Annotated in this window: 21 protein-coding genes; 9 read left to right on the top strand and 12 right to left on the bottom strand. The window is 67.7% G+C overall.

Features of this window, described 5'->3' with window-relative positions; all coding sequences use genetic code 11:
• Nucleotides 1-5: 5 nt before the first annotated feature.
• Nucleotides 6-917, top strand: coding sequence for a LysR family transcriptional regulator (locus tag QEP15_RS14000; RefSeq protein ID WP_279988777.1), 912 nt, complete (start codon nt 6-8; stop codon nt 915-917).
• Here the strand turns inward: QEP15_RS14000 and QEP15_RS14005 are convergent.
• A complete protein-coding gene (locus QEP15_RS14005; RefSeq protein ID WP_175155613.1) occupies nt 908-1,708 on the bottom strand; it encodes a DUF169 domain-containing protein in 801 nt (266 codons plus the stop codon). The genes QEP15_RS14000 and QEP15_RS14005 overlap by 10 nt on opposite strands.
• A 78-nt stretch (nt 1,709-1,786) precedes the next feature.
• A complete protein-coding gene (locus tag QEP15_RS14010; protein ID WP_280147582.1) occupies nt 1,787-2,704 on the bottom strand; it encodes a LysR substrate-binding domain-containing protein in 918 nt (305 codons plus the stop codon).
• A gap of 102 nt (nt 2,705-2,806) precedes the next feature.
• On the opposite strand from QEP15_RS14010, the gene QEP15_RS14015 reads away from it, so the two are divergent.
• Complete coding sequence (locus tag QEP15_RS14015) at nt 2,807-3,556, top strand: SDR family oxidoreductase (RefSeq protein ID WP_175155614.1); 750 nt, start codon at nt 2,807-2,809, stop codon at nt 3,554-3,556.
• Nucleotides 3,557-3,987: 431 nt separating this feature from the next.
• Here the strand turns inward: QEP15_RS14015 and QEP15_RS14020 are convergent, their stop codons facing one another.
• The 6 genes from QEP15_RS14020 to QEP15_RS14045 all read right to left on the bottom strand — a co-directional run bounded on the left by QEP15_RS14020 (nt 3,988) and on the right by QEP15_RS14045 (nt 12,063).
• Nucleotides 3,988-5,976 carry a TRAP transporter large permease gene (locus QEP15_RS14020; protein ID WP_280147583.1) on the bottom strand — a complete coding sequence of 663 codons (1,989 nt, stop codon included), beginning with the start codon at nt 5,974-5,976 and terminating at the stop codon, nt 3,988-3,990.
• On the bottom strand, nt 5,973-6,596 hold the full coding sequence (locus QEP15_RS14025; protein WP_175155616.1) for a TRAP transporter small permease subunit: 624 nt from the start codon (nt 6,594-6,596) through the stop codon (nt 5,973-5,975). Before QEP15_RS14025 ends, QEP15_RS14020 begins: the two co-directional genes overlap by 4 nt.
• Before the next feature lie 127 nt (nt 6,597-6,723).
• Entirely contained in the window at nt 6,724-7,851 is a 1,128-nt protein-coding gene (locus QEP15_RS14030; RefSeq protein WP_279988784.1) for a TRAP transporter substrate-binding protein, read from the bottom strand.
• A gap of 300 nt (nt 7,852-8,151) precedes the next feature.
• Entirely contained in the window at nt 8,152-9,675 is a 1,524-nt protein-coding gene (locus QEP15_RS14035) for an amidase (protein WP_280147584.1), read from the bottom strand.
• A 12-nt stretch (nt 9,676-9,687) separates the two neighbouring features.
• The gene (locus QEP15_RS14040) at nt 9,688-10,668 is read right to left on the bottom strand and encodes a Bug family tripartite tricarboxylate transporter substrate binding protein (RefSeq protein WP_175155617.1); all 981 of its coding nucleotides are present in this window, start codon (nt 10,666-10,668) and stop codon (nt 9,688-9,690) included.
• Between the two features lie 48 nt (nt 10,669-10,716).
• The gene (locus QEP15_RS14045) at nt 10,717-12,063 is read right to left on the bottom strand and encodes a D-serine ammonia-lyase (RefSeq protein WP_280147585.1); all 1,347 of its coding nucleotides are present in this window, start codon (nt 12,061-12,063) and stop codon (nt 10,717-10,719) included.
• 119 nt (nt 12,064-12,182) lie between these two features.
• On the opposite strand from QEP15_RS14045, the gene QEP15_RS14050 reads away from it, so the two are divergent.
• The gene (locus QEP15_RS14050; RefSeq protein ID WP_056318235.1) at nt 12,183-13,112 is read left to right on the top strand and encodes a LysR family transcriptional regulator; all 930 of its coding nucleotides are present in this window, start codon (nt 12,183-12,185) and stop codon (nt 13,110-13,112) included.
• Between the two features lie 12 nt (nt 13,113-13,124).
• Here the strand turns inward: QEP15_RS14050 and fhuE are convergent, their stop codons facing one another.
• From fhuE to QEP15_RS14070, 4 genes are all read right to left on the bottom strand, one after another.
• A complete protein-coding gene (gene fhuE / locus QEP15_RS14055) occupies nt 13,125-15,320 on the bottom strand; it encodes a ferric-rhodotorulic acid/ferric-coprogen receptor FhuE (protein WP_152384617.1) in 2,196 nt (731 codons plus the stop codon).
• Nucleotides 15,321-15,424: 104 nt separating this feature from the next.
• Complete coding sequence (locus QEP15_RS14060; RefSeq protein WP_152384618.1) at nt 15,425-16,069, bottom strand: Vgb family protein; 645 nt, start codon at nt 16,067-16,069, stop codon at nt 15,425-15,427.
• 31 nt (nt 16,070-16,100) lie between these two features.
• Nucleotides 16,101-17,330 (bottom strand): helix-turn-helix domain-containing protein, encoded by a 1,230-nt coding sequence (locus QEP15_RS14065; RefSeq protein ID WP_280147586.1) that lies wholly within the window; start codon nt 17,328-17,330, stop codon nt 16,101-16,103.
• A gap of 68 nt (nt 17,331-17,398) precedes the next feature.
• On the bottom strand, nt 17,399-17,977 hold the full coding sequence (locus QEP15_RS14070) for a M23 family metallopeptidase (RefSeq protein ID WP_280147587.1): 579 nt from the start codon (nt 17,975-17,977) through the stop codon (nt 17,399-17,401).
• Between the two features lie 186 nt (nt 17,978-18,163).
• On the opposite strand from QEP15_RS14070, the gene QEP15_RS14075 reads away from it, so the two are divergent.
• The 6 genes from QEP15_RS14075 to map all read left to right on the top strand — a co-directional run bounded on the left by QEP15_RS14075 (nt 18,164) and on the right by map (nt 24,799).
• Nucleotides 18,164-19,024 (top strand): DUF3348 domain-containing protein, encoded by an 861-nt coding sequence (locus tag QEP15_RS14075; RefSeq protein ID WP_280147588.1) that lies wholly within the window; start codon nt 18,164-18,166, stop codon nt 19,022-19,024.
• 10 nt (nt 19,025-19,034) lie between these two features.
• Nucleotides 19,035-22,331: a DUF802 domain-containing protein gene (locus QEP15_RS14080; RefSeq protein WP_280147589.1), complete on the top strand. Its 3,297-nt coding sequence runs from the start codon at nt 19,035-19,037 to the stop codon at nt 22,329-22,331.
• Complete coding sequence (locus QEP15_RS14085; RefSeq protein WP_280147590.1) at nt 22,328-22,978, top strand: OmpA family protein; 651 nt, start codon at nt 22,328-22,330, stop codon at nt 22,976-22,978. Before QEP15_RS14080 ends, QEP15_RS14085 begins: the two co-directional genes overlap by 4 nt.
• Nucleotides 22,968-23,687 carry a DUF2894 domain-containing protein gene (locus QEP15_RS14090; protein ID WP_280147591.1) on the top strand — a complete coding sequence of 240 codons (720 nt, stop codon included), beginning with the start codon at nt 22,968-22,970 and terminating at the stop codon, nt 23,685-23,687. Before QEP15_RS14085 ends, QEP15_RS14090 begins: the two co-directional genes overlap by 11 nt.
• A 74-nt stretch (nt 23,688-23,761) precedes the next feature.
• Nucleotides 23,762-24,007, top strand: coding sequence for a ParD-like family protein (locus QEP15_RS14095; protein ID WP_056318213.1), 246 nt, complete (start codon nt 23,762-23,764; stop codon nt 24,005-24,007).
• Nucleotides 24,008-24,799, top strand: coding sequence for a type I methionyl aminopeptidase (gene map, locus QEP15_RS14100; RefSeq protein WP_142054945.1), 792 nt, complete (start codon nt 24,008-24,010; stop codon nt 24,797-24,799).
• The last annotated feature ends 69 nt before the right edge of the window (nt 24,800-24,868 follow it).

Here is a 24,868-nt window from a genome sequence, read left to right on the forward strand (position 1 = left end):
TCAACATGATTGATGCCCTGACCCTGGACCAACTGCGCGTATTCGCCGCCGTGGCGGACACTGGCAGCTTTCGTGCGGCCGCCCGCCGCCTGGCGCGGGTGCAGTCCGCCGTCAGCCACGCCATCGCCAACATGGAAGCGCAATTGGGCGTGCCGCTGTTCGACCGCTCCGGCCATCGTCCCGTCATGACGCCGCAGGGGCAGGCCCTGCTTGCCAACGCCCGCGACATCCTCTTGCGGGTCGATGCGATGCGCGCCCGCGCCCAGGGGTTGGGCGAAGGCGTGGAACTGGAACTGTCGCTGGTCATCGATACGCTCTTTCCCATCGAACAGGCGGGCGCGGCGCTCAACCGGATGCGCGCCGCGTATCCCTCGGTATCGCTGCGCGTGTCGGTGCTGCCGCTGGGCGGGCCGGTAGAGGCGCTGCTCGCCGGCACGCACACGCTGGGCATTCTGGCCGGCGAGCATTTCAGGCATCCGCGCATCGCCGTGCAGGCATTGGGCGCCGTACAGATGGTGGCCGTCGTCGGCGCCTCGCACCCCTTGGCGCAGAACGCGCGTGCCGGGCAGGCGCTTGCGGCGGCGGACCTGGCGGATCACCTGCAGATCGTGCAAGCCGATCCGTCGCCCCTGTCCGAAGGCCGCGATTTCGCCGTCCTGTCGCCGCAGACCTGCCGCGTCAGCGGACAGGACACCAAGCATGCGCTGATCTTGTCCGGACTCGGTTGGGGCCGCCTGCCGCTTTGGCAGGTGGCGCGCGATCTGGCCGAAGGCCGCCTGCTGCGCGTGCCCGCCGCCAGCCTGGGCCGCGACAGCCAGATCGCCATGGAAACCTATCTCGCGCACCGCATCGACCGGCCGCTGGGGCCGGCCGCGCGCGCGCTGGCGGCGGCGCTGCAAGCCGGCGCTCAACCCTGAGCCTTGGGCGGTTGGGCGTAGCTCACGCCCATGCCTGCACGCACGTCGTTCTGAATGCCATACGGCGCAATGGGATAGCGCAGGCCGTTGGCCGACAACGCCTTCATGCCTTCGATGGCAATGGGCAGATAGCGCGGCGGCAGGGCCATGAGCATTTCTTCATCGGGCACCCCGCCATATCTGCGCTCGGCAAAACAGGGCAGCGACAGGCTGGGTTCGCCCGTGGCGAGCGCCCTGCCCCAGGAATCCGCACAGGCCGTCTCGCCCACGACGCTCCAGTCAAAACGCCGGTAGTTCTTCCATTGCAGGCCGTTGATCAGGATGATCATCTGGCCCGGCGTGGCATACACCAGACAGATGTCGGGCGGGTCCAGGCGTCCGGATGCCAGCGGCGACACCACCATCGCCCGGTACTTGCCGGCCGGCACACAGGACAGGGCCTCCTGGCGCGCCCGAGCGTCCGCTTCGGTCGCGTGCCAGACGCCCACGTATTCCTTGCCCTGCTTCCATGCCTCGTCCTGCGGGCCCAGCCCGATGACGGCGCGGCATTGCGCGCCGACCAGATCGTCACCCGTGATGCCCACCGTCCAGCCCAGCCGCGCGGCCATGCCCACGATCTGGTCCGTGGTGTGGGTGGCCTGGGGCCGGCGCAGGCCTTTCACGCCTGCCATGTCCGCCTCGTGCTCGTACAGCTTCATGCCGATGACTGTGGTCTTCAGGCGCAGCAGCCGGTTCAGGTCGTCGACCAGCGACGCCCAATCGAGCGGGGGTTCCTGTCTTGTCTCTTCCATGTTCGTCCTTGGGACTGTTGTACGCGGTCTGGCCGGCCGTCCGCCGGGGCTGCCGCACGCGGCTAAGACTACAACGCGTCAGGCGAACCCGTCGATGCCCCGCATCAGCGCCGCCGCCATCCGGGGTTGGCGCAATTGGTCCAGCCACCAGCGCAGCGCGCGTCCATCGTGATCGCTGCGCCACGCCAGGTACAGCAGGTTCGGTTCGCGCGGGGTTTCCGTGGCCATTTCCACGAGTTCGCCTCGCGCCAGGAGCGATGCCGCGCGGTGCCGCGGCACCCAGCCCACCCCCAGTCCGGCGCGCTGCGCCAGGATCTTGGCCCGCATGCTGGGCACCGCCAGCGTGGCCTGCCCGCCCACCCCGCCGTAGCCGCGAGCCGCCGCGCCGCGCGCCGTGTCGGCGACGACGACGGCACGATGCTGCTGGATCTGGTCCTGGCGCAGCGGCGCCTTGGCGCCCGCAAGCGGATGGCGCGGCGACACGGCGAACAGCCACTCCATTTCGCCCAGCGCCGCCCACTGCAGGTTCGGCATCGTTTGCGGTTCGTTGGTGGCGCCCACGATCAGGTCCGCACGGCCCTCGCGCAGCGCCTCCCACGTGCCGCCCAGCACCTCGTGCGTGAACCGCAGCCGCACGCCCGAGTCCAGCTTGTCGAATGCCTGGATGAGCGGCGCCATGAGCTCAAACTCCAGGATTTCGTCGCTGACGATGCGCAGCCGGTCCTCCCAACCGCTGGCGACCTGCCGCACCCGCTGCGTCAGCCGGCTGACGTCCTGGGCCAGCCGCCCGGCTTCGTCGGCCAGCAACTGCCCCGCGGGCGTGAGTTGCATCCGGTAGCCCCGGCGGTCGAATAGCAGCGCGTCAAAGCGCTCCTCAAGCTGGCGGGCGGCGTGCGACACCGACGACGGGGCTTTGCCCAGCTTGGCGGCTGCCCGGGACAGGCTGGCGCTGTCGCGGATGGCTTCCAGCAGCGCCAGTTCATTCGGGCTCAACATGTGCGATTCCTTCGAACGTGTTCATGCGCCAGATCGTACGACAAAGCGCCGGGCAAGGCGCAACATGGCTACACCTCATCCCCACTCCCCAAGGAACCCATCATGAACCGTTTTGAACAAAAGACCGTCCTGGTCACCGGCGGCACCAGCGGCATCGGCCTTGCCGCTGCCCAAGCCTTTGCCGCCGAAGGCGCCCGCGTCATCGTCACCGGGCGCGACGCCGCCGCCCTGGAGAAGACCCGCGCCGCCTTGGGCGCAAACGCGCTGGCCATCCAGAACACGGCCGGCGCACCCGGCGCGGCTGCCGCGCTGGCGGGCGCCCTGTCATCGGCAGGCGTGCGCCTGGATGCGGTCTTCGTCAACGCAGGCATCGCCAAGTTCGCGACGCTGACCGACGCCACGGAAGATCTCTGGGATCAGACGTTCAATACCAACGTCAAGGGCGTCTACTTCCAGCTCCAGGCGCTGGACCCCTTGCTCAACTCGGGCGCGTCGATCGTGCTCAACGGGTCCATCAACGCCCATATCGGCATGCCGGCATCGTCGATCTACGCCGCCAGCAAGGCCGCCCTGATCTCCCTGGCCAAGACGCTGTCGGCCGAATGGCTGCCGCGCGGCATCCGGGTCAACGTCGTCAGCCCCGGTCCGGTCGCCACCCCCATCTACAACAAGCTGGGGCTGGATCCCGCCACGCTGGAAAAGACCGCCGCCAGCATCCAGGCGCAGGTGCCGCTGGGCCGCTTCGGCACGCCGCAGGAGATCGCGGCGACCGTGCTGCACCTGGCCGCGCGAGAGTCAGCCTTCATCGTGGGCACGGAGATCATCGCGGACGGCGGCATGAGCCAGCTGTAAGCCAGGCGGCCGGGGCGATGGCCGCGTGGTGCCAGGATGCGCGCATGCCGCACGAGGCCGCCACCACGGCGCATTGCGCGACCTGACATCTGGATGCGGCCGAGCAGTGGTCGGTGGACATGGACAGTGGGCTGATCGTGTTCCAGCTGCCGGGTGGCGTCGCTGCCACCGCGCCGGTGCAGATCGTGGGCGCAAGGTCGATTGCGATGACGCCCAGGCCTGGGAGTTCGCCGCCGTCGCAATGCGTCTGGGCGAAGCTTCCGGCACCTATCGCGCGCAGGCATCGGGTACCGCGCAGGTGTGGATGACGTTCGGCCAGGTGTCGCTGTCGGCGGCGTCCGGGCAGTAAAAATTCAAGGTGTCTGACACCCAGGCAAGCGCGTCGTCAATGTGCGACGACATCTCGCGGGTGTCAGACACCGTACCGTGTCTTACCGGTACAGCACCGTCGGCAGCCACATGCCGATTCCCGGGAACATGTACAACAGGAAGATGGCGACGACCTGGATGCCCATGAACGGCATCATGCCCAGGAAGATCTGGTTCAGCGTCACGTGCGGCGGTGACACCCCCTTCAGGTAGAAGGCCGACATGGCCACCGGTGGCGACAGGAATGCGGTCTGCAGGTTCAACGCCACGAGCAGGCCGAAGAACAGCGGGTCGATGCCGAACGTATTGAGCAGCGGCACGAAGATCGGCATGAAGATCACGATGATCTCGGTCCATTCCAGCGGCCAGCCAAGCAGGAAGATGATGATCTGCGCCAGCAGCAGGAACTGGATCGGCGTCAGTCCCAGGGACAACACCCATTCCTCGATGATGCGCTGTCCGCCCAAAAGGGCGAACGCCGCCGAGAAGATGGACGAGCCCACGAACAGCCAGCAGACCATGGCGCTGGTCTTGGCCGTCAGGAACACCGATTCGCGCAGCACCGGCAGGTTCAACCGGCGATAGGCCAACGCCAGCAAGGCCCCGCCCATCGCGCCCATGGCGGCAGCCTCGCTGGGGGTGGCCAGGCCGAAGCCGATCGACCCCAGCACGGCCGCGATCATGACCGCCAGCGGGAAGAACGAGCCCATCAGCATCTTGAAGATTTCCAGCCGCGCCCACGTCAGCGCGGCGTAGAACACCGCCAGAATCACTGCGCATATGCCGGCAAAGATCCAGAAGCCCGTGGGCGCCGCGATTCGGGGTTCGGCCTCGGCAGCCGCGCCGGATTGCGCGGGTGCTGCGGCGCCGGCTGGCGGTTGGGAGGCGGGCGTGCCGGGTGGCTCGCTCAGCCCGGACGCCGCGGGCGCGCTGCCTGGGGGTTCGGCCAGCTCGTTGGAAGGCGGTTCGGGCAGGTCGTTCGAGGGCGGCTCGGCCAGCCCATCGACGGGTGGCTCGCTCAACCCCGAGCCGGAATCGAAGTCGCTGGAGCCCAGGCGCAATTCAGCGGGAATCTCGTAGACCTCGGGCGGCTTGGTCAGCGCGTGGTGCACCACCGCCAGCATCAGCACGGTGACGACCAGCGGCGTCAACGCCACGGCCATGTTGCGCGTCAGGTACGCGAACGACACCGCGCTGTTGCGCCGGCCCTTGAACATCGCGGCCAGCATGCCGGACACGGCGCGCGTGTACTGACCTGCCGCCAGCGCCGCCGTTCCGGGCGGCAGCGGCACGCCGCGTTCGTTCTCGGGCAGCGGCGGCGCCATGTCGGGCCGCAGCTTGGCCACGATGATGACGTAGACCATGTACAGGATGGCCAGCATGATGCCGGGAAACAGCGCGCCCGCGTACAGCTGCACCACCGACACGCCGGTGGTCGCGCCATATACGATCAGCATCACTGACGGCGGCAGCAGGATGCCCAGGCACCCGCCTGCCGTGATGGAACCGGCCGTCAGGCGCACGCTGTAGCCGGCCTTGAGCATCGCCGGCATCGCCAGCAGCCCCATCAGCGTGACCACCGCCCCGACAATCCCCGTGGCCGTCGCGAAGATGGCGCAGGTGGCCAGCGTGGCAACCGCCAGCGCGCCCGGCAGCCGCGCCAGCGCCAGGTGCATCGACCGGAAGAGCTTTTCAATGAGGTTGGCGCGCTCGACCAGATAGCCCATGAACACGAAGAGCGGGATCGAGATCAGCGAGTCGTTGGTCATGGTGGCGTATGTGCGCTGCACCATCAGATCCAGCGTCTGCCCCAGGGACCGCCCCGGGTCCGAACTCTGCATGTAATACGCCAGGAACGTGAACAGCACGCCCATGCCCATCAACGTGAACGCGGTCGGAAATCCCAGCATGATCGCCACCACGATCAGGGCCAGCATGAGCAGCCCGATATGACCGGTGGTGAGGTCGTCCCACGGCGTGAGGAACGCGATCATCAGGAGCACCAGCGCGATGCACGACAGGCCGAACCACAAAGCCTTGTGAATTTTCATCGCTGGGACTCCCCGGATTTGACGTAACGATCGAGCTTGGCGATGTCTTCGTCCTTCACGTGCACCATCTCCTTGAGCTTGTCGACGTCCACTTCCTCGACGTCTTCTTCACGCGACGGCCAGGCGCCCTGCTTCAGGCACAGGATGCAGCGCATGACCTCGGCCACGCCCTGCAGCAGCAGCACCGCGCCGGCGGCGGGAATGAAGGCCTTGAAGGGATAGATGGGCGGCCCGTTGGCCATCAGCGACGAGTGTTCGCGGATGGCGATGGAATAGCCGGCGTAATACCAGCCGGCCCACACCAGGGCGATCACGCCGGGAAAGAAGAAGACGATGAACAGCAGCAAGTCCAGGCCGGCCTGCACGCGCGGCGGCAGAAAGCCGTACAGGATGTCGCCGCGCACATGCCCATTCTTGGCCAGCGTGTAGGCGCCCGCCATCATGAACAGGATGCCGTAATACATCATCTGCAGGTCGAAGGCCCAGGCGCTGGGCTGGTTCAGGATGTACCGTGCGGCGACTTCCCAGCACACGTGCAGCGTCAGCACCACGATCAGCCAGGCAAAGGTCTTGCCCACCAGGGTGGAAATGCTGTCTATGAAACGTACGATTCGGATCATCGATGGTCCTGGAGTCGGGTCCGCTCACGCAGCGGCTGTCCTGCCGCAGGCGCGCACGGACCCTGGACACGCATGGCGAGGCGCCGCGCGCCGGCTAGGCGGCGCGCGTGGCCTGCGTGAAACCGCGTCAGGCTGGCTTGGTGCTTCGCGAGAAGTAGTGGTTGTAGGCCATGCGGTAATTGACCGTGGTGTCGCCGTGCCAGCGCCCCACCCGCTCGGCAAACGCGCGCTGCGAATCCAGGACTTTCTTGAAGAGCGGATTTTCGGCGGACCGCTTGGCGATCATCTCGTCCCAGATCTTGAGCTGCTGCTGCAGGATCGCGTCCGGCGTCTTGTAGAACTTGACGTTGTGATCCTTCTGCAGCTTGATGTAGTCCTGCGAATAGCGGTTCGCCGCCTTCCAGGACATGTCCGCGCTGGAGGCCTGCGCGGCATAGCTCAGGATGTGCTTCAGGTGTTCCGGCAAGGCGTCGTACTTTGCCTTGTTGAACAGCACCTCGAACTGTTCGGCGCTCTGGTGAAAGCTCTGCAGCATGCAGATCTTGGACACGTCCTGAAAGCCCAGCGCCAGGTCCGACGAGGCATTGTTGAATTCCGCGCCGTCCAGCAACCCGCGGTCCAGCGCCGGCACGATTTCACCGCCGGGCAGCGCGTTCACGGCCGCGCCCATCGCCGTGTACATGTCGATGGCCAGGCCCACGGTGCGGAACTTCACGCCCTTGACGTCTTCGACCTTCGTGACGGGCCGCTTGAACCATCCGAACGGCTGGGTCGGCATCGGTCCGTACATCAGCGACTGCACGTTCACGCCCATGGCCTTCTGGATCTCGACCAGCAGCTCCTTGCCGCCGCCGTATTCGTGCCAGGCCAGCAGCATGTTGGCGTCCATCCCGAACGACGGACCCGACCCCCACAGCGCCACGGCCGTGTTCTTGCCGTACCAGTACGCCACCACGCCGTGACCGCCGTCCAGCGTGCCCGCCGAAACCGCGTCCAGCAGATCGAACGCCTTGACCACGGCGCCCGCGGGCAGCACTTCGATCTTCAACTGGCCGCCGGCCATTTCGTTGACCTTGTTGGCGTAGTCGCGGGCGAATTCGTGGAAGATGTCGTTCGCGGGCCAGGTGCTCTGGAACCGGAAGGAGATGGGCGCGTTCTGCGCCTTGGTGATGGCGGGAAATCCTAGCGCCACAGCGCCGGCGGCGGCGGCGCCGGAGATGAACTTGCGGCGGCGGGGCTTTGTAACGTGTTGCATGGCTTGTTGTCTCCTGGGGTGGACTACATGGACCAGCGTGTAGTTACTACGGCTGCAAGGGTGCGGCGCGAACGGCCTGCGGTGGGCTTTCGTCTGCCGTCTGATGCGTCTGATGCGCAACTTTGGAGTGATTAAACCTGCCTGACAAACGGCTGACAATCAGCTTTTAGTCAGGAATAACCCTAGAAGACGGACTAGGCCGTAATAGCGAAAGGCCAGCAAACCGCGTGTTGCGGCGTGCTGGCCTTGTTGCTGACTAGGCGCGGCCCCGTGCGAGGCCCGCAGCGTGACGACGGTGCGCTACACCGCCGACACCGACCCCGCCTCACCGCCGCCATCGCGCAGCGGCGGCGCCGTCACGATCGACGTCAGCGCCGGTTCCGCCGGGCGCAGCGCGGCCAGGTCGGGGCGCGGACGACGCAGCGCGTCCGTGCCCGCGAAGGCCTGCTCCATCGCCTGCGCCGCCGCCAGCACCTGAAGGTCGCCACGGAAGCGGCCCACGATCTGCAGGCCGAACGGCATGCCGTTCGCATCGCGCCCGCAAGGCAAGGTAAGCGCCGGGTGCGTGGTCAGCGTCACGACATAGGTCAGCGCCAGCCAGCGGTAATAGTTCTCCTGGGCGACACCGTTGATCTTGTCCGCATACAACTGCGTCCACGGGAAGGGCGACACGGGCGTCGTGGGCGAAAGGATGAGGTCGTAATCGTCGTAAGCGCGTTGAAAGCGCTTGATCAGGCGTGTCTGCTCGGCCTGCGCCCATGCGCAATCCTTCAGGCTCATCGCCGCGCCCATCTCGAAGTTGGCGCGGGTGTTGGGGCCCAGGCTGGACGGATCCTTTTCGTACGCGTCGCGCATGCCGGCGACGAAGGCCTCGGCGCGCAGCACGTCAAAGCATCGATGGGCCTCACCGACATCCAGGTCGATCGGATCGCAGGCCGCGAACAGATGACGCATGGCTGCGATCTTTTCGCGGAAGGTGGCTCGGATGCCGTCGTCCACGTCGCACGCGCCGAAGTCTTCGGTATAGGCCACGCGCAGCGATCCCAGATCGGCGATGCCGGGGTTCAAAAATTGCAGCGGGTCCAGCGGATAGCTGAGCGGATCGCCAGCGTGCGGGCCGGCGGAGGCCGCCATCTGCAGGCAGGCGTCAGCCACGGTGCGGCCCATCGGTCCCACCACCGAGATCGGCGTCCAGCCCAGCGGTTTGCGCACGCTGGGCACGATGCCCGGGGATGGCCGGAATCCGACCACGCCGCACTTGGACGCGGGAATGCGCAGCGAGCCGCCCGTGTCCGAGCCCGTGCAGACCGGCAGCATGTCGCTGGCCAGGGCGGCGGCCGAACCGCCCGACGAACCGCCCGCATTCAGGTTGGGATTGAAGGGGTTGCCGGTAGCGCCCCACACCGTGTTGCGCGAGTTGGCGCCCGCGCCCATCTCGGGCACGTTGGTCTTGGCGGCGACGATGGCCCCGGCGCGGCGCAGGCGCGCCACCAGCTCGATGTCCTCGTCCGGCACGTGGCCGCGATACAGAGGCGAACCGTAGGTGGTCAGCACGCCGGCCGTGGGCTCCAGATCCTTCACCCCCATCGGCAAACCGTGCAGGAGGCCCAACGGCTCGCCCGCCATCACCGCGCGCTCGGCCGCGCGGGCCTCCGCCCTCGCCCGTTCAAAGGCGGTGGCGGTGACGGCGTTGATGTACGGGTTCACGGCCTGGATGCGCGCGATGCACGCTTCCAGCAGTTCCACCGGGGAAAGCTGGCGGGCGCCGATCATGCGCCGCAATTCAACGGCGGTCAGCGATACCAGGGAGTCGTCCAAAGCCATCGTCGTCTTCCTTCAGTCGATCTTGATGTTGGCCCGTTGCGCGACCTCGCGCATGATGGGCAGTTCCTTCTGGATCAGCGCCTCGCCTTCCGCGGCGCTGGCGAAGGCGGCCTCAAAGCCTTGCGCCTCCAGGCTCTTGACCACTTCGGGCGATTCCACCGTGGCCTTGAGCGCCTGCTCCAGACGCGTCTTCACGTCGGCGGGCAATCCGCGCGGCGCGGCGACCATCAGCCACGTGTCCATCGCGACCGAGGGATAGCCCTGTTCGGCGAACGTGGGCACGTCGGGCAGGAAGGCCGAACGCTTTGGGCTGGACACCGCCAGCACGCGGACCTTGCCCTGCTTGCTTTGCGGCAACGCTGCGGCCACGGTGTCGACCGAGAACGGAATCTGCCCGCCGATCAGGTCGGTCATCGCGGGCGAACTGCCCTTGTACGGCACGTGCGTCATTTTCAGCTTGGCGGCGGAGATGAACGCCTCGCCCACGAAATGCGCGGTCGTACCCGTGCCGAACGAGCCGTACGGCGGCTGGTCATGCGCCGGGTCCTTCACGTACGCGACGAACTCCTTCAAGTCCTTGACCGGCACCTTGGGGTTGGCCAGCAGGGCCAGGCCGGTGCGGCCGACAATGCCGATGGGCTCGAAACTCTTGACCGGGTCATACGGCAGGTTGGCCTGGATGGCCGGGTTAACCGTGAAGGTCGTGCCCGAACTCACCAGCAACGTGTAGCCGTCGGGCGCGGCCTTGGCCACGTAGCTGGCGCCGATCACCGTGCCCGCGCCGGCGCGGTTTTCCACCACGACCGTGCGTCCCAGTTCCTGCCCCAGCTTCTGGGCCACCACGCGGCCCAGCACGTCCGTGGCGCCCCCCGGCGGAAACGGGACGATCATCGTGAGCGGACGCGAGGGATAGGCGTCCTGGGCCACGGCGGGCGCGGCCGCGCCGAGGGTGCTGGCAAAAGCGAGACTGACTGCAAGAAACGAGGTTTTCATGGCGGTGCTCGATGGTAGGTGGTGGAGATGCGGCGCGTCTGCCGGCGCCTAGTTGCCGGCCGTGAGCGAACGCCCACGGCTCAGGAATCGGTCATATTCTTCGTCGGGCACGAACAGCCCGCCCGTCGTCCAGGCCAGATGCGTGGCCTGCGGCAGGTGCGCCTGCAGGCCCTGCGCCCGCAGCCACGCGCGGCCGGCATCGGTGCCGCACAGATGGCGGGGGCCGCTGAAGCCCGCGGCGGCGGACGGTTCGATGCGCAGGCCTTCGCTGTCCTTTAAGCGCGCCAGGTCCGCGTACAAGGTGTCGTCTTCCACGGTGTAGACGCCGCGCAGTTGCGCACCCACGGCCGCGTAGGCCAGTTCGGAGGCCGTCGGCACCGCCAGGCCGTCGGCCTCGGTCACGTTGGTCAGACCCACGTCGTACACCGACGCGGACGCCGGCGCGCCCGGCAGTTCGCCGCGGCCCGCCATCATTCGCACCAGGAAGCACGGCGACTGCACCGGCTCGGCAAAGAAGCAATGCACGTGGGGCCCGAAAAGCTGCGTCAGGCCGAACGCGATGCCGCCCGGCGCCCCGCCCACGCCGCAAGGCAGGTAGACAAAAAGCGGATGCTCGGCATCCACACGCACGCCGGCTTCGCCCAATTGCACGCGCAGGTGCAGCGCGGCGGCGGCGTAGCCCATGAACAGGGACGCCGACCGCTCGTCGTCCACGAAATAACCGAACGGATCCGCTTCGACCTGCGCCCGGCCCGCGGCCACGGCCTTTTCGTAGTCGCCCGCGTGCTCGACGACCTCGACCCCGCGCGCGCGCAGCCGCGCCTTTTTCCATTCCTTCGCGTCGGCCGACATATGCACCGCCGAGCGGAATCCCAGCGCCGACGCGATCACGCCGATCGACAAGCCCAGGTTGCCCGTGGACCCCACGGCGACCTGATAACGGCCGAACACGGCGCGGGCCTCGGGGCCGGCCAGCTTGCGGTAGTCGTCGCCCTGGCGCAGCACACCCTCACGCATGGCCAAGGATTCGGCAAATTCCAGCACCTCGTGGATCCCGCCCCGCGCCTTGATCGACCCGGCCACCGGCAGCGCGTGGTCTGCCTTGATCCACAACCGGCCCGCGTCCTGCGGCAGGCCCATGGCCGCCTGCATGGCGGCGGCGGGCAACAGCGGCGACTCGATCACGCCGCCCGTCGCGGCCAGCTCGGGAAACAATTCCGCCAAGAGCGGCGCAAACCGCGCAAAGCGCTCTTGCGCGGACAGCACCTGGTCCATCAGGAAGTGCGCGCCCGGCCCAGCAGCCGCACGCGTTTCAGAGCCGGTCCACAGCACCGGCTTTGCTTGACGGAGCGAGTCCAGAACGGGGGAATTGGAGGGAGCGTCGGATTGAAACATGTCTGTGCTAGCGAATGAGAGCGCAAGGAATGCCCACATCCTAGAGGCGCCCGACGCTTTGCAGCAATATCAATGGTTAGAATTCTTCTTTGCGCTTTCCGCAAACCTTGGATCCGACCATGAACCCTCGTGTCCTGCAGGAGATTTCCCTGCGCTATTTCCTGGAAGTCGTGCGCACCGGCTCGGTCAGCGAAGCCGCCGCCCGCCTGGATGTCGCCCCGTCGGCCGTCAGCCGGCAGATTGCCCGCGTCGAACGCGAACTGGGCACGCTGCTGTTCGAGCGCCGTGCGCGCGGCATGGTCCCGAACGCCGCCGGCGAACTGCTGGCCGCGCATGCCAAACGCATGCAGCAGGACGTGGAGCGCGTGGCGGGTGACATCCTGGCGCTGCGCGGGCTGCGCCAGGGTCATGTGCGCATCGTCAGCACCGAGGGCTATGCGTCGGAATTCGTCCCGGCCGCCATCGCGGCGTTCCGGCAGCACTACGCCGGTATCCGGTTTTCACTGGATGTCTGCTCGCAGCAGGAGATTCCCCAGCGCATCCGGGACGGCTCGGCGGACATCGGCGTCACGCTCAGCCTGACGTCTCAGCGCGATATCCGCGTGGAAGCGCGCGTGCCCGCGCCAGTGCGCGCGATCCTTTCGGCCGGCCATCCGCTGGCCGACCGCCGCGAGTTGGCGCTGGCGCAACTGATGGCGTATCCGCTTGCGCTGCCCACACCCGATTCCACGCTGCGCCAGCTGATCGACATCAGCTGCAGCCGCCAGCAGCTGCACTGCGAGCCGGCGTTCACCAGCCGCAGCATCGACGCGCTGGTGGGTTTTGCCAGCGCGGGCGGCGGGGTCGCCTTCTGCGGCGAACTGGCGATCCGCAACCGTCTGGCGTGGGGAAAAATCGTCGCCGTGCCCCTGCGCGACCGCGAGATGAACGAGCGCCACTTCGAGGTGCAGACACTGGCCGGGCGCATCATGCCAGAAGCCGCCAAGGCCTTCATTGCCAGCATTGCCGAGGCCGCGCGGGCGGCGTCGGGGCCGATCGGCCCCGCCTAGGCGCGCCTGCGATCAGTACTGGTAGCGCATCGTCAGCATCGCGCTGCGGCCCGCGGCCCACGCGCCCTGGCTGTAGAAGCCGATCTGGCTGTAATACTTGCGGTCGAACACGTTGTTCACGTTCAGTTGCGCCGACAGATTGCGGTTGAAACGGTAGCGCGCCATGAGGTTGGTCACGGCATAGCTGCCCTGCCCCACGCGCTCGTCGCCGTTGGGGCCGCTGGCGATGGTGTAGACGTGGCTTTGCCAGTTCACGCCCCCGCCCACGGTCAGGCGGTTCCAGTCTCCCGGCAGTTGGTAGGTCGTGAAGACGCGCACCAGGCTGCGCGGCTGGTCGGTCTGGATCGCGTTGCCGTCGCCATCGCGCGCGGTCCAGTGCGACCACCCGGCCGCCACATTCCAGCCCGGCGTCACTTCGCCCGACAGTTCCAGGTCGAACCCGCGGCTGCGCGTGCCTTGCGCTGCCGTGTACGCCTGGTTGGTCGTGCCCGGCACCATCTGGCCGGGATCCGCCTGCGCCACGTTGTCCTGGTCGATCTGGAAGACGGCGGCGCTGGCATTCAAGCGGCCGTCCAGCCATTCGCCCTTGATGCCGGCTTCATACGACTTGCCTTCCAGCGGGTCCAGCCAGTTGCCGTTGCGGTCCTGATAGGTCTGCGGATTGAAGATGCCTGTGTAGCTGACGTACGCCGTATAGGTGTCATTGATGTCGTACAGCAGGCCGGCGTATGGCGTGAAGTCGTTCTTGTCGAACTCGGTGCGCCCTTCGCCGCCAAAACCGACCGAGTTGGTCTTCCAGGTGCTGTAGCGCCCGCCCACGATCAGCTTGAGCGGGTCGGCCAGGTTCAGGCGCAGCGCGCCGTACCAGCCGGTCTGCGTGGTGGTGTAGCGGTTGGCAATGATCGAATCGTTCCAGTCGGGTTCAGGATACGAGCCGTCCCAGTCCAGGAAATTGCCCACGGCGGCGGCGCCGATGGCAGACCGGTAGTTGAAGTCGCCCTTCTGACGGTTGAAGCTTGCACCCACCACGGCTTCGTGGAAGCGGCCGAACAATGTGAACGGGCCGTTTGCCTTCAGGTCCAGCGCGTTCTGCTTGCGGTCGCCCAGATACCAGGCCGGCGAGGCGCCCATGCCCAGTCCGGTTTCCCGATCCGGCCAGCCGTACAGGTACAACAGCTTGCCGTCCATTTCATTCTTGGAATACGAGCCCACGGCCTGCACACGCCAGTCGTTGTCGAAGCGGTGCTCCAGGCTGGCAAACGCGCCCTGCGTGGTGCTGCCCCATGAGGACCAGCGCGCGCCGGTGTTCAGCGACCGGCGCCAATCGGTGCGCCCGCCGTCCGCGTACCAAAGCGGAAAGCCGCCCCACGTGCTGCCCTTTGGCTCGTTGTCCTGGTAGTTGTAGCCCACGCTGAGCGTCGTGCGCGAGGTCAGGTCGGCGTCCACCACGCCGTAGAAAACCTTCTTCTTGTTCTGGTAGTAGTCCAGGAACGAATGGTTGTCCTGGTACGCCGCCACGATGCGGCCGCGCACGCTGCCCTCGGCATTGAGCGGCGTGGACAGGTCTGCCGTGGCGCGATAGGTGTCCCACGTGCCCACGCCCGCGCTCAGGTCCGCCTTGAACTCGCGGCTGTCGGCGTGCTTGCGCACCAGGTTGATCGAGGCCGACGGATTGCCCGCGCCCGTCATCAGGCCCGTGGCGCCCCGCACGACTTCCACGCGGTCGTAGATGATCGGGTCGACGGACGACTCGCCTGCCGCATAGCCCACGTCGAACGCCGTGGGCACGCCGTCGTACATGTAGTTGGTGATGCTGAAGCCGCGCGAATTGAAGGTGTAGCGCTCGCTATCGAAGTTCTGCACCGAAATGCCGGGCGTGCTGGCCATCACGTCCGCCAGCGACCGCATGTCCTCGTCGTCCATGCGCTGGCGCGTCATGACGGTGACCGACTGCGGCGTCTCACGCAGCGTCAGCGACAGCCCGGTGCTGGCCGCCGTGGCGCGCGGCGTGTAGGAACCGGTTCCCTCGGTCGTGTTCGCGTTGGCGGTGTCGCCCACCACCTGCACCGACGGCAGCGTCGCGACAGCGGCCTCCTGCGCGACCGCGCCTCCCGAGGCCAACGCCAGAAAAACCATCGCCGACGTGCGGCGCAGCACAAAACGAGGGTGAACAAGGGGGCCGCGCGCGACGCGTCTCTGATCTTGCATTGTGGCTTCCTACCGAATTGGAATAAGAGTGACAAATCGGCACGAAGTTTAAATGCAAATACTTCTCATATCCACTAATGTTATATTTTTCCAATCGCCCTGGGTCAACTGGACGCTTTTGCGGGGCGCTGCACCGCCCGCACCTTGCCGCTCTCGCCGCCTCCGCAGTAGAACGTGCCGCCGCCGTCGGATTCCAGTCCCGACACGCCCACGCCCGCCGGCATCTCCACGGCCTCCAGCACCTGCCCGGTGCGCGGTTCCAGGCGCCGCAGCTCGCTTTCCTCCGCTTCCCAGGTGCCATGCCACAGCTCGCCGTCCACCCACGTCACGCCTGTCACGTAGCGGTTTGAATCAATCGTGCGCAGCACCTTGCCGGTGGCGGGATCGACCTGGTGAATCTTGCGGTCGCGGTAGGCGCCGACCCACAGACTGCCTTCGGCCCACGCCATGCCGGACACACACTCGCCGCCGGGCGCGGGGATCGTGGACAGGATTTCCCCGCTCGAGGGGTCCACCTTCTGGATGTGGCCATCGGCAATCTGATAGAGATAGGTGCCGTCGAAGGCTGTGCCCGCGTTGGCCGTGATGTCGAGCGCGCGGGAGGTCTGTCCGGTCACGGGGTCCATGGCGACGAGGCGGTCGCCCGTGGCAAACCACACCTGTTCGCCGTCGTACGTCAGCCCGTGGACCGCATCGACACCGGGGAACGGACCATATTCACGCAGGATTTCGGCTTGAGATCGTTTCATGTCGGCTTCCTTTTGTAGGGGTCCGTTCATGCTAATGGCCCGGCAGAATCACCGGAAGTAACAAGCTTGTCGTGAATCCCGGCACGGGCGGCAGCATCCAGCGCCGCGCGCGCCCCTGGCCGAAGGCCTGCACCTTGCCGGACGCAGCCAGCGTCTCAAGCGCGCGCTGCACGGTGCGCTGGCTGGACCCGACGACCAGCGCCAGCGCCGAACTCGACCAGCCCTCGCCGTCGGCCAGAAAGGCAAGCAGTGCGCCCGCCTCCGGATCCGATTCCTCGCCCGCGGGCGCCAGCAGCGCCACGTCGCTCGCCACACGGGGCTTGAGCGCGTAGCCGTGCCGGGTGGCCTGCACGCCGGCCAGTGGGCCGATCACGGCACGCAGACGGCCCATTTCGACACGCAGGCGCGCGCGGTGCGTGTCGTCGAAATAACGCGTGCGAAAGGCCTGGGCGATGAGCGCCTCGCGCGTCGCCTCGCCGGGCCAGTTTTGCGCCAGCGCCCGCAACAGCGCAAACAGCACGGGGCGGCCGGCCAGCGCGATGGTCCCTTGCGCTGCGCGCACGGCGTGCCGGCAGGCATCCACGACCACCGCCCCGGACGCGAGCAACGCCTCGACCTCGTCCAGCGACAAGGTCCTTTCGCCTTCGTGTGCGATGCGCCGCGCCGCCGGCGCGTCCAGCGCCTGTTCGGCGTGTTCCACTTCCGCCATCAGCGCCGGGATCCTTGCCTGGCCAGCCCACTGCGCCGCGCGCGTGAGTGCGGCCCGGCCTGCCGCAGCCTGCTGGCGTCGGATGGCGATGCCCGCGACGATGAGTTCATGAATGGCCCGCGACGCCCACGGCAACGCGGCCACGTCCAATCCGGCGAGCGTGCGCTCGGCTTCGTCAAGACGCCCCAGCAGCAACTGGCGGCGAGCCGCCAGGTGACCGGCATGCGCCGCATTGACCACATCGCCGTGCGCCTGCAGCGTGGCGCGCGCGGCATCCAGCGCCTTCTCGCCGTTGCCCAGGTCGCGCGAAGCCAGCGCGATTTCGGCCCCGGCGACGACGCAGCGGGCCCGCGCCACGGCCTGTCGCGGCCCAAAAGCGCGGGCGGCGCCTTGTAGCAGGCTACGCGCGCGCGCCAGATCGCCCAGCTGCGCCATGGCGATGCCGCGCAAGGCCAGCGCGGGCGCGTCGCTACGCAGCGCCACGTGGTTCAACGCGCCCAGCGGGTCGCCCGCCGCCAGCGCGCGCGCCGCAGCCGAGATCAGAAAGTCCATGGAAAGTGCGCCACGCCTTGCCCCATTATTCTGGCCAGGACACAAATCTACACCGGCGCGCCGCGCGCTTATTGCGGGGACGACACCGGCATGGGGGAACCGCCGGGCGAGATCAGGAGCGGATAGGGATTGAGCGCCCCGCCCCCGGCATAGATGCCGTAGTGCAAATGCGGCGGCGTGCCTTTGGCGTTGCCCGTATTGCCGACAAAGCCCAGCACCTCGCCCGGCGCAACAAGCTGGCCGCGGCGGATATCCGCATAGCCGTCCAGGTGCGCGTAATAGTGCATCTGCCGGCCCGGCCCCATCACCCAGACCACCTGGCCGCCCAGTGTGTTCTCGCCGATGCGCGTGACCACGCCTTCGGTTGCCGACAGCACCGGCGTGCCGCGCTTGGCGAAGATGTCGATGCCCTGATGCGTGCGCCCGCCCGACCGCGCGGCGCCCCAGGTGTCGGCCAGCCGCCGGGGCGCGACGCCCTCAACGGGTACGGGCAACGACAGCGGCGCGTCCTGCCAGGAAAGCCGCGCCATGTGCCAGGGTGCGCGCGCCGATTCGGGCAGGCGCGGCCAGGCCCACACCGCCAAGGCGGCCAGCGCGGCAAGCATGAGGAGTCGTCGGGTAAATCGCCAGGGGGTGCGGGCATCCATGCAGGGTTCGACGAACGGACGGGCCGAGGGTTCCTGCCCGCCGGGTCGCGACACAGTGTTGCGACAGCGGCAATACGCCGCCCATGATGCGACCCCATTTTGCGCCTTGTCCCCGGTCCGGGCGTCCCGACAGGCCCTCCGGGGCCGTCGCAGCGTGTAAACTCCCCCCTTTTTGACTCTGGTGGTATGTTGCAAGCCCCCCAGCGCACAGGTTTAAGCGGCCCGACGCTCATTCGCTTGCTGACTCGCCTGACGGACGCGGAAGTCCAGCAGTCCAGGCAGTCGCTATCCGACCATCTGAGCCAATGGCTTGGCTGGACGGACGCGATCGCCCTGTCGGCGGCGCTCAATACCGCTCCGCCCGTGATTGCGCCCGGCGCCCGCATGTTCAGCAGCGCCGAAGAACGCGAATGCGTGCGGGTGCGCACCACGCTTGCCGACGCCATCGTCAGCGACACGGCGGCCACGGCCGCCAAGCGGGTTGCCCCGGGGGTTGCCCCGGCTCGGGCGCCCGCCAAGAAGCTGGCGGCCGTCCTGGCCGAGGATGAGTTCGATTATTCGAGTTTTCGCCAGCGGTATCTGTCGTTGCAGCACACGATGGAAACCAGCATCGGCAACCTGCGCAGCCGGCTGCGCGGAATGGTGGCCGCCCGCAACGGGGAATGGACGCGTCTGGCCGTCGTGGACGCGATCATGGACCGCGCGCTGCTGCCCAAGGAGCGGGCCCTGCTGGGCGCAATCCCGAAACTGCTGCAGGTGCACTTCGACCGCCTGCGCAAGGCCGAGGAAGCGGCGCTTGCGCAGGCTGCGGAGCAGGCCCTGGCTGAACCGGCCGCGCCGGCCGATGCGGCGGCCGACGTGCCTGGCGATACCGAGGCGCCCGCCGTTGAGGCCGCGCAGGCCGGGACGTCGCCGCCCGCCCCGGCCATTACCGCCGGCGCGTGGCTGGACACGTTCCGTGCCGACATGCGCGCCGTTCTGCTGGCCGAATTGGATGTTCGTTTACAACCGGTCGAAGGGCTGCTCGCCGCCCTTCGCACCAGCTAATTAGGACACTATGTCCAAGAATCTGATCAATATCGTGGTTTTCCTGGCCGGACTGGCCGTTGTTGGCTGGATCGGCGCGGGTTACGCGGGCACGAACCCGCTGGCGCTGGCCGTGACGCTGCTGATCGGCGTCTGTTACTTGGCGGGCGCGCTGGAACTGCTGCGCTACCAGCAGGCAACGTCGTCGCTGACGCGCGCCGTATCGGACCTGAACGAAGCGCCGGGCAGCCTTGGCGCCTGGCTGGACAAGCTTCCGGCCGGACTGCGCAACGCCGTGCGCCTGCGCATCGAAGGCGAGCGCGTGGGCCTGCCCGGCCCGTCGCTCACGCCGTATCTGGTGGGCCTGCTGGTCCTTCTGGGCATGCTGGGCACTTTTCTTGGCATGGTCGTCACGCTGCGCGGCACCGGCCTTGCGCTTGAAAGCTCGACCGATCTGGCCGCGATCCGCGCGTCGCTGGCCGCCCCCGTCAAGGGTCTGGGCTTTGCTTTCGGCACCTCGATCGCCGGCGTTGCCGCATCCGCCATGCTGGGCCTGTTGGCCGCGCTGTCGCGGCGCGACCGCGTCCACGCGGCGCAGCTTCTCGATACCAAGACCGCAACCACGCTGCGCGTGTACTCGCAAGGCTACCAGCGCGAAGAATCCTTCAAGCTGCTCCAGCGCCAGGCCGAGATCATGCAGCGGCAGGCCGAAGCCATGCCCGCCATCGTCGGCCAGCTGGAATCCATGATGAAGAGCATGGAACAGCAGAACCAGGCGCTGAACGAACGCCAGATCGCCAGCCAGACCGCCTTTCAGGGCAAGGCCGAAGCCGCCTACGCCCGGCTGGCGTCCGTCATGGAGCAGTCCATGAAGGACAGCGTGGCGCAAAGCGCGCGCTCCGCCGGCGAGGCCCTGCAGCCTGTCGTGCAGGCCACGATGGACAGCCTGTCCCGCGAAACCGCCACCCTGCAGGACACCGTCGCCCAAGCCGTGCGCCAGCAGCTCGAAGGCCTGACGGCAGGCTTGCAAGCCGCGACGACGGACGTCGCCGGCATCTGGAGCCAGGCGGTCGCTGGCCAGCAACGCGCCAGCGAGGCCATGGCCCAAGACCTGCGCGCATCGCTCGACCGCTTTGCCCAGACCTTCGAACAACGCTCGGCCAGCCTGCTGGACAGCGTGTCCGCGCGTCTGGAGGCGTCGTCGGGCGACATGTCGCAAGCCTGGACCGACGCGCTGGCACGCCAGCAGCAGGCCGGCGAAAAACTGGCCGGCGACAACCTTCAGGCGCTTACCGCCGCGGCCGCCAGCTTCGAGCAGCATTCGGCGTCGCTCTTGCGCACCCTGAACGCGTCGCACGCCGCGCTGCAAACCGACCTTGCCTCGCGCGACCAGCAGCGTCTGGCCGCCTGGACCGAAACGCTGGGCGCGATGGGCACCACGCTGCGCCAGGAATGGGAGCAGTCCGGCGCGCAGGCCGCCGTCCGCCAGCAGGAAATCAACGACACCCTGGCGCAGACCGTGCGCGACGTTGCCGAACAAGCCGCCGCGCAGGCCGCCCTGCTCGAAGGCGTGTCGGCCCGCATGGAGGCCGCCGCCAACGGCGTGTCGGACCAATGGACCCGCGCGCTTGCCCGCCAGGAAGAAGCCAGCAGCAAGCTGGCTGCCGGCAACCAGGCCGCGTTGGAAGCCGCCACGGCGACATTCGAGCAACACGCCGCATCGCTCCTGCGCACGCTGGACCAGTCGCACACCGAATTGCAGGCCGCCCTGGCCGCGCGCGACGAAGAACGCCTTGCTGCGTGGAGCAACACGCTGGGCGCCATGACCGCCAAGCTGGGCCAGGACTGGGAACAGGCCGGCGCGAACACCGTCGCCCGCCAGCAGGAAATCAACGACGCGCTCGCCCAGACCGCGCGCGGCATCGCCGGCCAGACCGAAGCGCAGGCCCGGCTGCTGCAAGACGTGTCGACCCGGCTGGAAACGGCGGCGGGCAGCGTCACGCAAGCCTGGACGGACGCCCAGACCCGCCAGGAAGACCTGGGCAAGCAACTGGCCGCCGACAACCAGCGCGCCCTCGAAACAGCGGCGGCCGCCTTCGGCCAGCATGCCGACGCGCTGCTGCGCACGCTGGACCAGTCGCACGCCGACCTGCAGGCCGCGCTGGCTTCCCGCGACGAGGAACGCCTGGCCGCCTGGACCGGCTCGCTGACGGCGATGGCCGCCAAGCTGGGCGAAGAATGGGAACAGGCCGGCACGCAGGCCGCCCTGCGCCAGCTGGAAATCAGCGACGCGCTCAGCCAGACCGCCCGCGACATCACCGCCCAGACGCAGCAACAGGCCGCGCTTCTGGAAACCGTATCCTCTCGCCTGGAGACGGCCGCCGGCGGCGTCACGCAAGCCTGGCTAGACGCGCAGACCCGCCAGGAAACCGTCGGCAAGCAACTGGCTGACGACAACCGCGACGCGCTGCAAACCGCGTCCGCTGCCTTCGGCGCGCATTCGGCCGAGCTGCTGCAGACGCTGGAACAATCGCACACCGCCCTGCAAGCGGCACTGGCCGCCAACGACGAGGAACGCCTGACCGCCTGGACGGCCAAGCTGGCGGACATGGCCAATGCGCTGCGCGCCGAATGGCAGCAGGCAGGCGCGCAGGCGGCCGGCCTGCAACAAGAGATCTGCGACACCCTCAGCCTCACTGCGCAGGACATCACCGCGCAGACGCAGGCCCACGCCAGCGAAACCATCGCCGAGATCGGCCGTCTGGTCGAGGCCGCGTCCGAGGCGCCGCGCGCCGCCGCCGAAGTCATCGGCGAACTGCGCCAGAAGCTGTCGGACAGCATGGTGCGCGACAACGACATGCTCGAGGAGCGCAACCGCCTGCTCGAGACGCTCGGCACGCTGCTGGACGCCGTCAACCACACCGCGGCCGAGCAGCGCACGGCCGTCGATGCCCTGGTGGCGTCGTCGGCGGACATGCTGGAACGCGTGGGTGCGCAGTTCACCGACAAGGTCGAGTCCGAAACCGGCAAGCTCACCGAAGTGGCCTCGCTGGTCACCAGCAGCGCGGTCGAGGTCGCCAGCCTGGGCGAATCCTTCGGCGCCGCCGTGCAGGCCTTCGGCGAATCGAACGACAAGCTCACGGCGCATCTGCAACGCATCGAAGCGGCGCTGGACAAATCCATCGCGCGCGGCGACGAGCAACTGTCCTACTACGTGGCGCAGGCCCGTGAGGTCGTCGACCTGAGCCTCATGTCGCAAAAGCAGATCATCGAGAACCTGCAGCAGCTTGCCGCCCAGCGCGCCACGGCCGGAGCGGAAACGGCATGAGCGAGGATATCGACGGCGGCGTGGAGCCGACGGCGCCGGCCTGGGCCGTCTTTGGCGACCTGATGTCGGTGTTGCTGGGCGCCTTCGTCCTCATCCTGGTCAGCGTCGTCGCCGTGCAGTTGCAGTTGTCGACGCAGCTTGAGGAAGAGGTCAAGCAGCGCCAGGAAGAAACGCAGCGCCGCGAGACGCTGGAACAAGCGCTGGCCGGCCCGCTTGCCGCTGGCCGCGTGACGCTCGTGAACGGCCGCATCGGCATCAGCGGCAGCGTGCTCTTCGCCCTGAACTCCGATCAGCTTCAACCCGAAGGCCGCGAGATCCTGAAAAGCCTGATCGAACCGCTGTCCGCCTACCTGAAGAGTCACAACGAAATCCTGATGGTCAGCGGCTTCACCGACGACCAGCAGGTACGCGAGGGCAACCGCCGCTTTGCCGACAACTGGGATCTTTCCGCGCAGCGCGCCCTCACCGTGACGCGGGCCCTCATTGACGAAGGCGTACCGTCGTCAGTGGTCTTTGCCGCGGCTTTCGGCGCCGAGCAGCCGGTCGCGTCCAACGCGGACGAGGAAGGCCGCGCCAAGAACCGGCGCGTCGAAATCACGCCCGTCCCCAAACCCTCGAACGAAGCGGGTAAGCCCGGTGAGCAGTGACGGCAGCCGCGAGGCGGTCCTGGACCCGCGCGCCGTGCTGGACGGCTGGCGCGCCAGCGGCGCCGACCGCGCCGACCCGCTGCGTTTTCATCTGATCGACGCGCTGGCACGCCGCGCGGCTGCTTATAACGGCCCCGCCCGCGAGCGGATGGATGGGCGGCTGGCCGATCTGATCCAGGCGTACGAATCGGCGCTGACGAACGCGGGCGCCGCCGAGGACCTCCCTGGTTCACCGCCTGTCCCCGAATGCGGCCCCCTCGCCGGCTTGGTCGCCTACCTGGACAACCCCGGTGCACCCGGCCAACCGCAGGCTGCGGACGCGGAAGCCCACCGCGCGTGCGCCGAGCGGCTCGACCCGCTAGGCCTGCGCGCCGCCTATCCCGAGCTGCCGCTCCTCGACGAATTCCAGACGCTCTGGTCCCGCTTCAGCGCCGACCGCCAGGTCCGCCAGTCGCAGGAACAGGTCCACAAGAACGCTGGCCCGCTCAACTCTAATCAACTCGTGCACCGCGCGCTCTCCCTGATGCGCGAAATGTCGCCCGGTTACCTGCAGCAGTTCCTGTCGTACACGGACGCGCTGATGTGGATGGAGCAGATGACCGCGGCAGCCGCCCCGGCGCCCAAGGAAGCGCCCCGCGCCGGCGCCGCCAAGAAGTCCGCGCGCAGTAAGCCCCGCAAGCAAGCCAAGGAAAGCAAGGAATCCGCCTGAGCCCGATTTGCACGCGGCGGCTCGGCGCAGTACGATACGTTCCATATACGAAACATATACGGAACACATCCACCATGGGTATCGTCAAAATTTCCGAGCAGATGCACGAGAACCTGCGCGTTGCCAGCGGCGCCCTCAGCCGCTCCATCAATTCCCAGGCCGAACACTGGATGCGCATCGGCATGCTCTCCGAGCTTTATCCCGAACTGCGCCATGCCGACATCTGCCAATTGCTGATCCGCATCGACCAGGCCGAAGGCTTCACCATCGCCTCCCTCTCGCAAGGGTTGCCGCAACCCGCGCAGCAGGAGGCCGCATAAATGGCCAAGAAGGTTTCCATCAAATCGCCCGCCGACATCGAAATGGCCCGCAAGGCGGGCGCCATGGCGGCCGAAGTGCTGCACATGATCGGCGAACACGTTCGCCCCGGCGTCACCACCGACGAGCTTGACCGCGTCTGTCACGACTACATCGTCAACGTGCTGAAAGCCACGCCCGCCAACGTGGGCTACCACGGCTTTCCCAAGACCATCTGCGCGTCGGTCAATCACGTGATCTGCCACGGCATTCCGTCGGCCAAGGTGCTCAAGAACGGCGACATCCTGAACATCGACGTCGCGGTCATCAAGGACGGCTGGTTTGGCGACACCAGCCGCATGTACTACGTTGGCCAGCCCAGCCCGCTGGCGCGCCGCCTGGTCAACACCACGTATGAAGCCATGCGCGCCGGCATCATGGCCGTCAAGCCCGGCGCCACGCTGGGCGACATCGGCCACGCCATCCAGACCGTCGCGCACCGCGAGCACTTCAGCATCGTGCGCGAATACTGTGGGCACGGCATTGGCCAGATCTACCACGACGATCCGCAGGTGCTGCATTACGGCCGGCCCGGCGAAGGCCTGGTGCTGCAGCCCGGCATGATGTTCACGATCGAACCCATGATCAATGCCGGCAAGCCGCAGACCAAGCAACTGCCTGACGGCTGGACCGTCGTCACCAAGGACCGCTCGCTGTCCGCCCAATGGGAACACATGGTCGTCGTCACCGAGACCGGCTACGACGTGCTGACCACCTGGCCCGACGGCTTCGGCGACTACCCACCCATTCCCTGACCGAAGCGCGTCCTTGCCGCACAGCAAGGACCGGAGTGCGGGGCCGCAAGGGTACGATCAACATCGTGC

The organism is Achromobacter mucicolens (genome assembly GCF_029866465.1).
Classification (GTDB): Bacteria; Pseudomonadota; Gammaproteobacteria; order Burkholderiales; family Burkholderiaceae_B; genus Achromobacter; species Achromobacter mucicolens.

What these genes read in the sequence shown, in the direction of transcription:
- QEP15_RS14000 (WP_279988777.1), top strand. Translation starts at nt 6, where the DNA reads ATGATTGATGCCCTGACCCTGGACCAACTGCGCGTATTCGCCGCCGTG.
- QEP15_RS14005 (WP_175155613.1), bottom strand. Translation starts at nt 1,708, where the DNA reads ATGGAAGAGACAAGACAGGAACCCCCGCTCGATTGGGCGTCGCTGGTC.
- QEP15_RS14010 (WP_280147582.1), bottom strand. Translation starts at nt 2,704, where the DNA reads ATGTTGAGCCCGAATGAACTGGCGCTGCTGGAAGCCATCCGCGACAGC.
- QEP15_RS14015 (WP_175155614.1), top strand. Translation starts at nt 2,807, where the DNA reads ATGAACCGTTTTGAACAAAAGACCGTCCTGGTCACCGGCGGCACCAGC.
- QEP15_RS14020 (WP_280147583.1), bottom strand. Translation starts at nt 5,976, where the DNA reads ATGAAAATTCACAAGGCTTTGTGGTTCGGCCTGTCGTGCATCGCGCTG.
- QEP15_RS14025 (WP_175155616.1), bottom strand. Translation starts at nt 6,596, where the DNA reads ATGATCCGAATCGTACGTTTCATAGACAGCATTTCCACCCTGGTGGGC.
- QEP15_RS14030 (WP_279988784.1), bottom strand. Translation starts at nt 7,851, where the DNA reads ATGCAACACGTTACAAAGCCCCGCCGCCGCAAGTTCATCTCCGGCGCC.
- QEP15_RS14035 (WP_280147584.1), bottom strand. Translation starts at nt 9,675, where the DNA reads ATGGCTTTGGACGACTCCCTGGTATCGCTGACCGCCGTTGAATTGCGG.
- QEP15_RS14040 (WP_175155617.1), bottom strand. Translation starts at nt 10,668, where the DNA reads ATGAAAACCTCGTTTCTTGCAGTCAGTCTCGCTTTTGCCAGCACCCTC.
- QEP15_RS14045 (WP_280147585.1), bottom strand. Translation starts at nt 12,063, where the DNA reads ATGTTTCAATCCGACGCTCCCTCCAATTCCCCCGTTCTGGACTCGCTC.
- QEP15_RS14050 (WP_056318235.1), top strand. Translation starts at nt 12,183, where the DNA reads ATGAACCCTCGTGTCCTGCAGGAGATTTCCCTGCGCTATTTCCTGGAA.
- fhuE (WP_152384617.1), bottom strand. Translation starts at nt 15,320, where the DNA reads ATGCAAGATCAGAGACGCGTCGCGCGCGGCCCCCTTGTTCACCCTCGT.
- QEP15_RS14060 (WP_152384618.1), bottom strand. Translation starts at nt 16,069, where the DNA reads ATGAAACGATCTCAAGCCGAAATCCTGCGTGAATATGGTCCGTTCCCC.
- QEP15_RS14065 (WP_280147586.1), bottom strand. Translation starts at nt 17,330, where the DNA reads ATGGACTTTCTGATCTCGGCTGCGGCGCGCGCGCTGGCGGCGGGCGAC.
- QEP15_RS14070 (WP_280147587.1), bottom strand. Translation starts at nt 17,977, where the DNA reads ATGGATGCCCGCACCCCCTGGCGATTTACCCGACGACTCCTCATGCTT.
- QEP15_RS14075 (WP_280147588.1), top strand. Translation starts at nt 18,164, where the DNA reads ATGTTGCAAGCCCCCCAGCGCACAGGTTTAAGCGGCCCGACGCTCATT.
- QEP15_RS14080 (WP_280147589.1), top strand. Translation starts at nt 19,035, where the DNA reads ATGTCCAAGAATCTGATCAATATCGTGGTTTTCCTGGCCGGACTGGCC.
- QEP15_RS14085 (WP_280147590.1), top strand. Translation starts at nt 22,328, where the DNA reads ATGAGCGAGGATATCGACGGCGGCGTGGAGCCGACGGCGCCGGCCTGG.
- QEP15_RS14095 (WP_056318213.1), top strand. Translation starts at nt 23,762, where the DNA reads ATGGGTATCGTCAAAATTTCCGAGCAGATGCACGAGAACCTGCGCGTT.
- map (WP_142054945.1), top strand. Translation starts at nt 24,008, where the DNA reads ATGGCCAAGAAGGTTTCCATCAAATCGCCCGCCGACATCGAAATGGCC.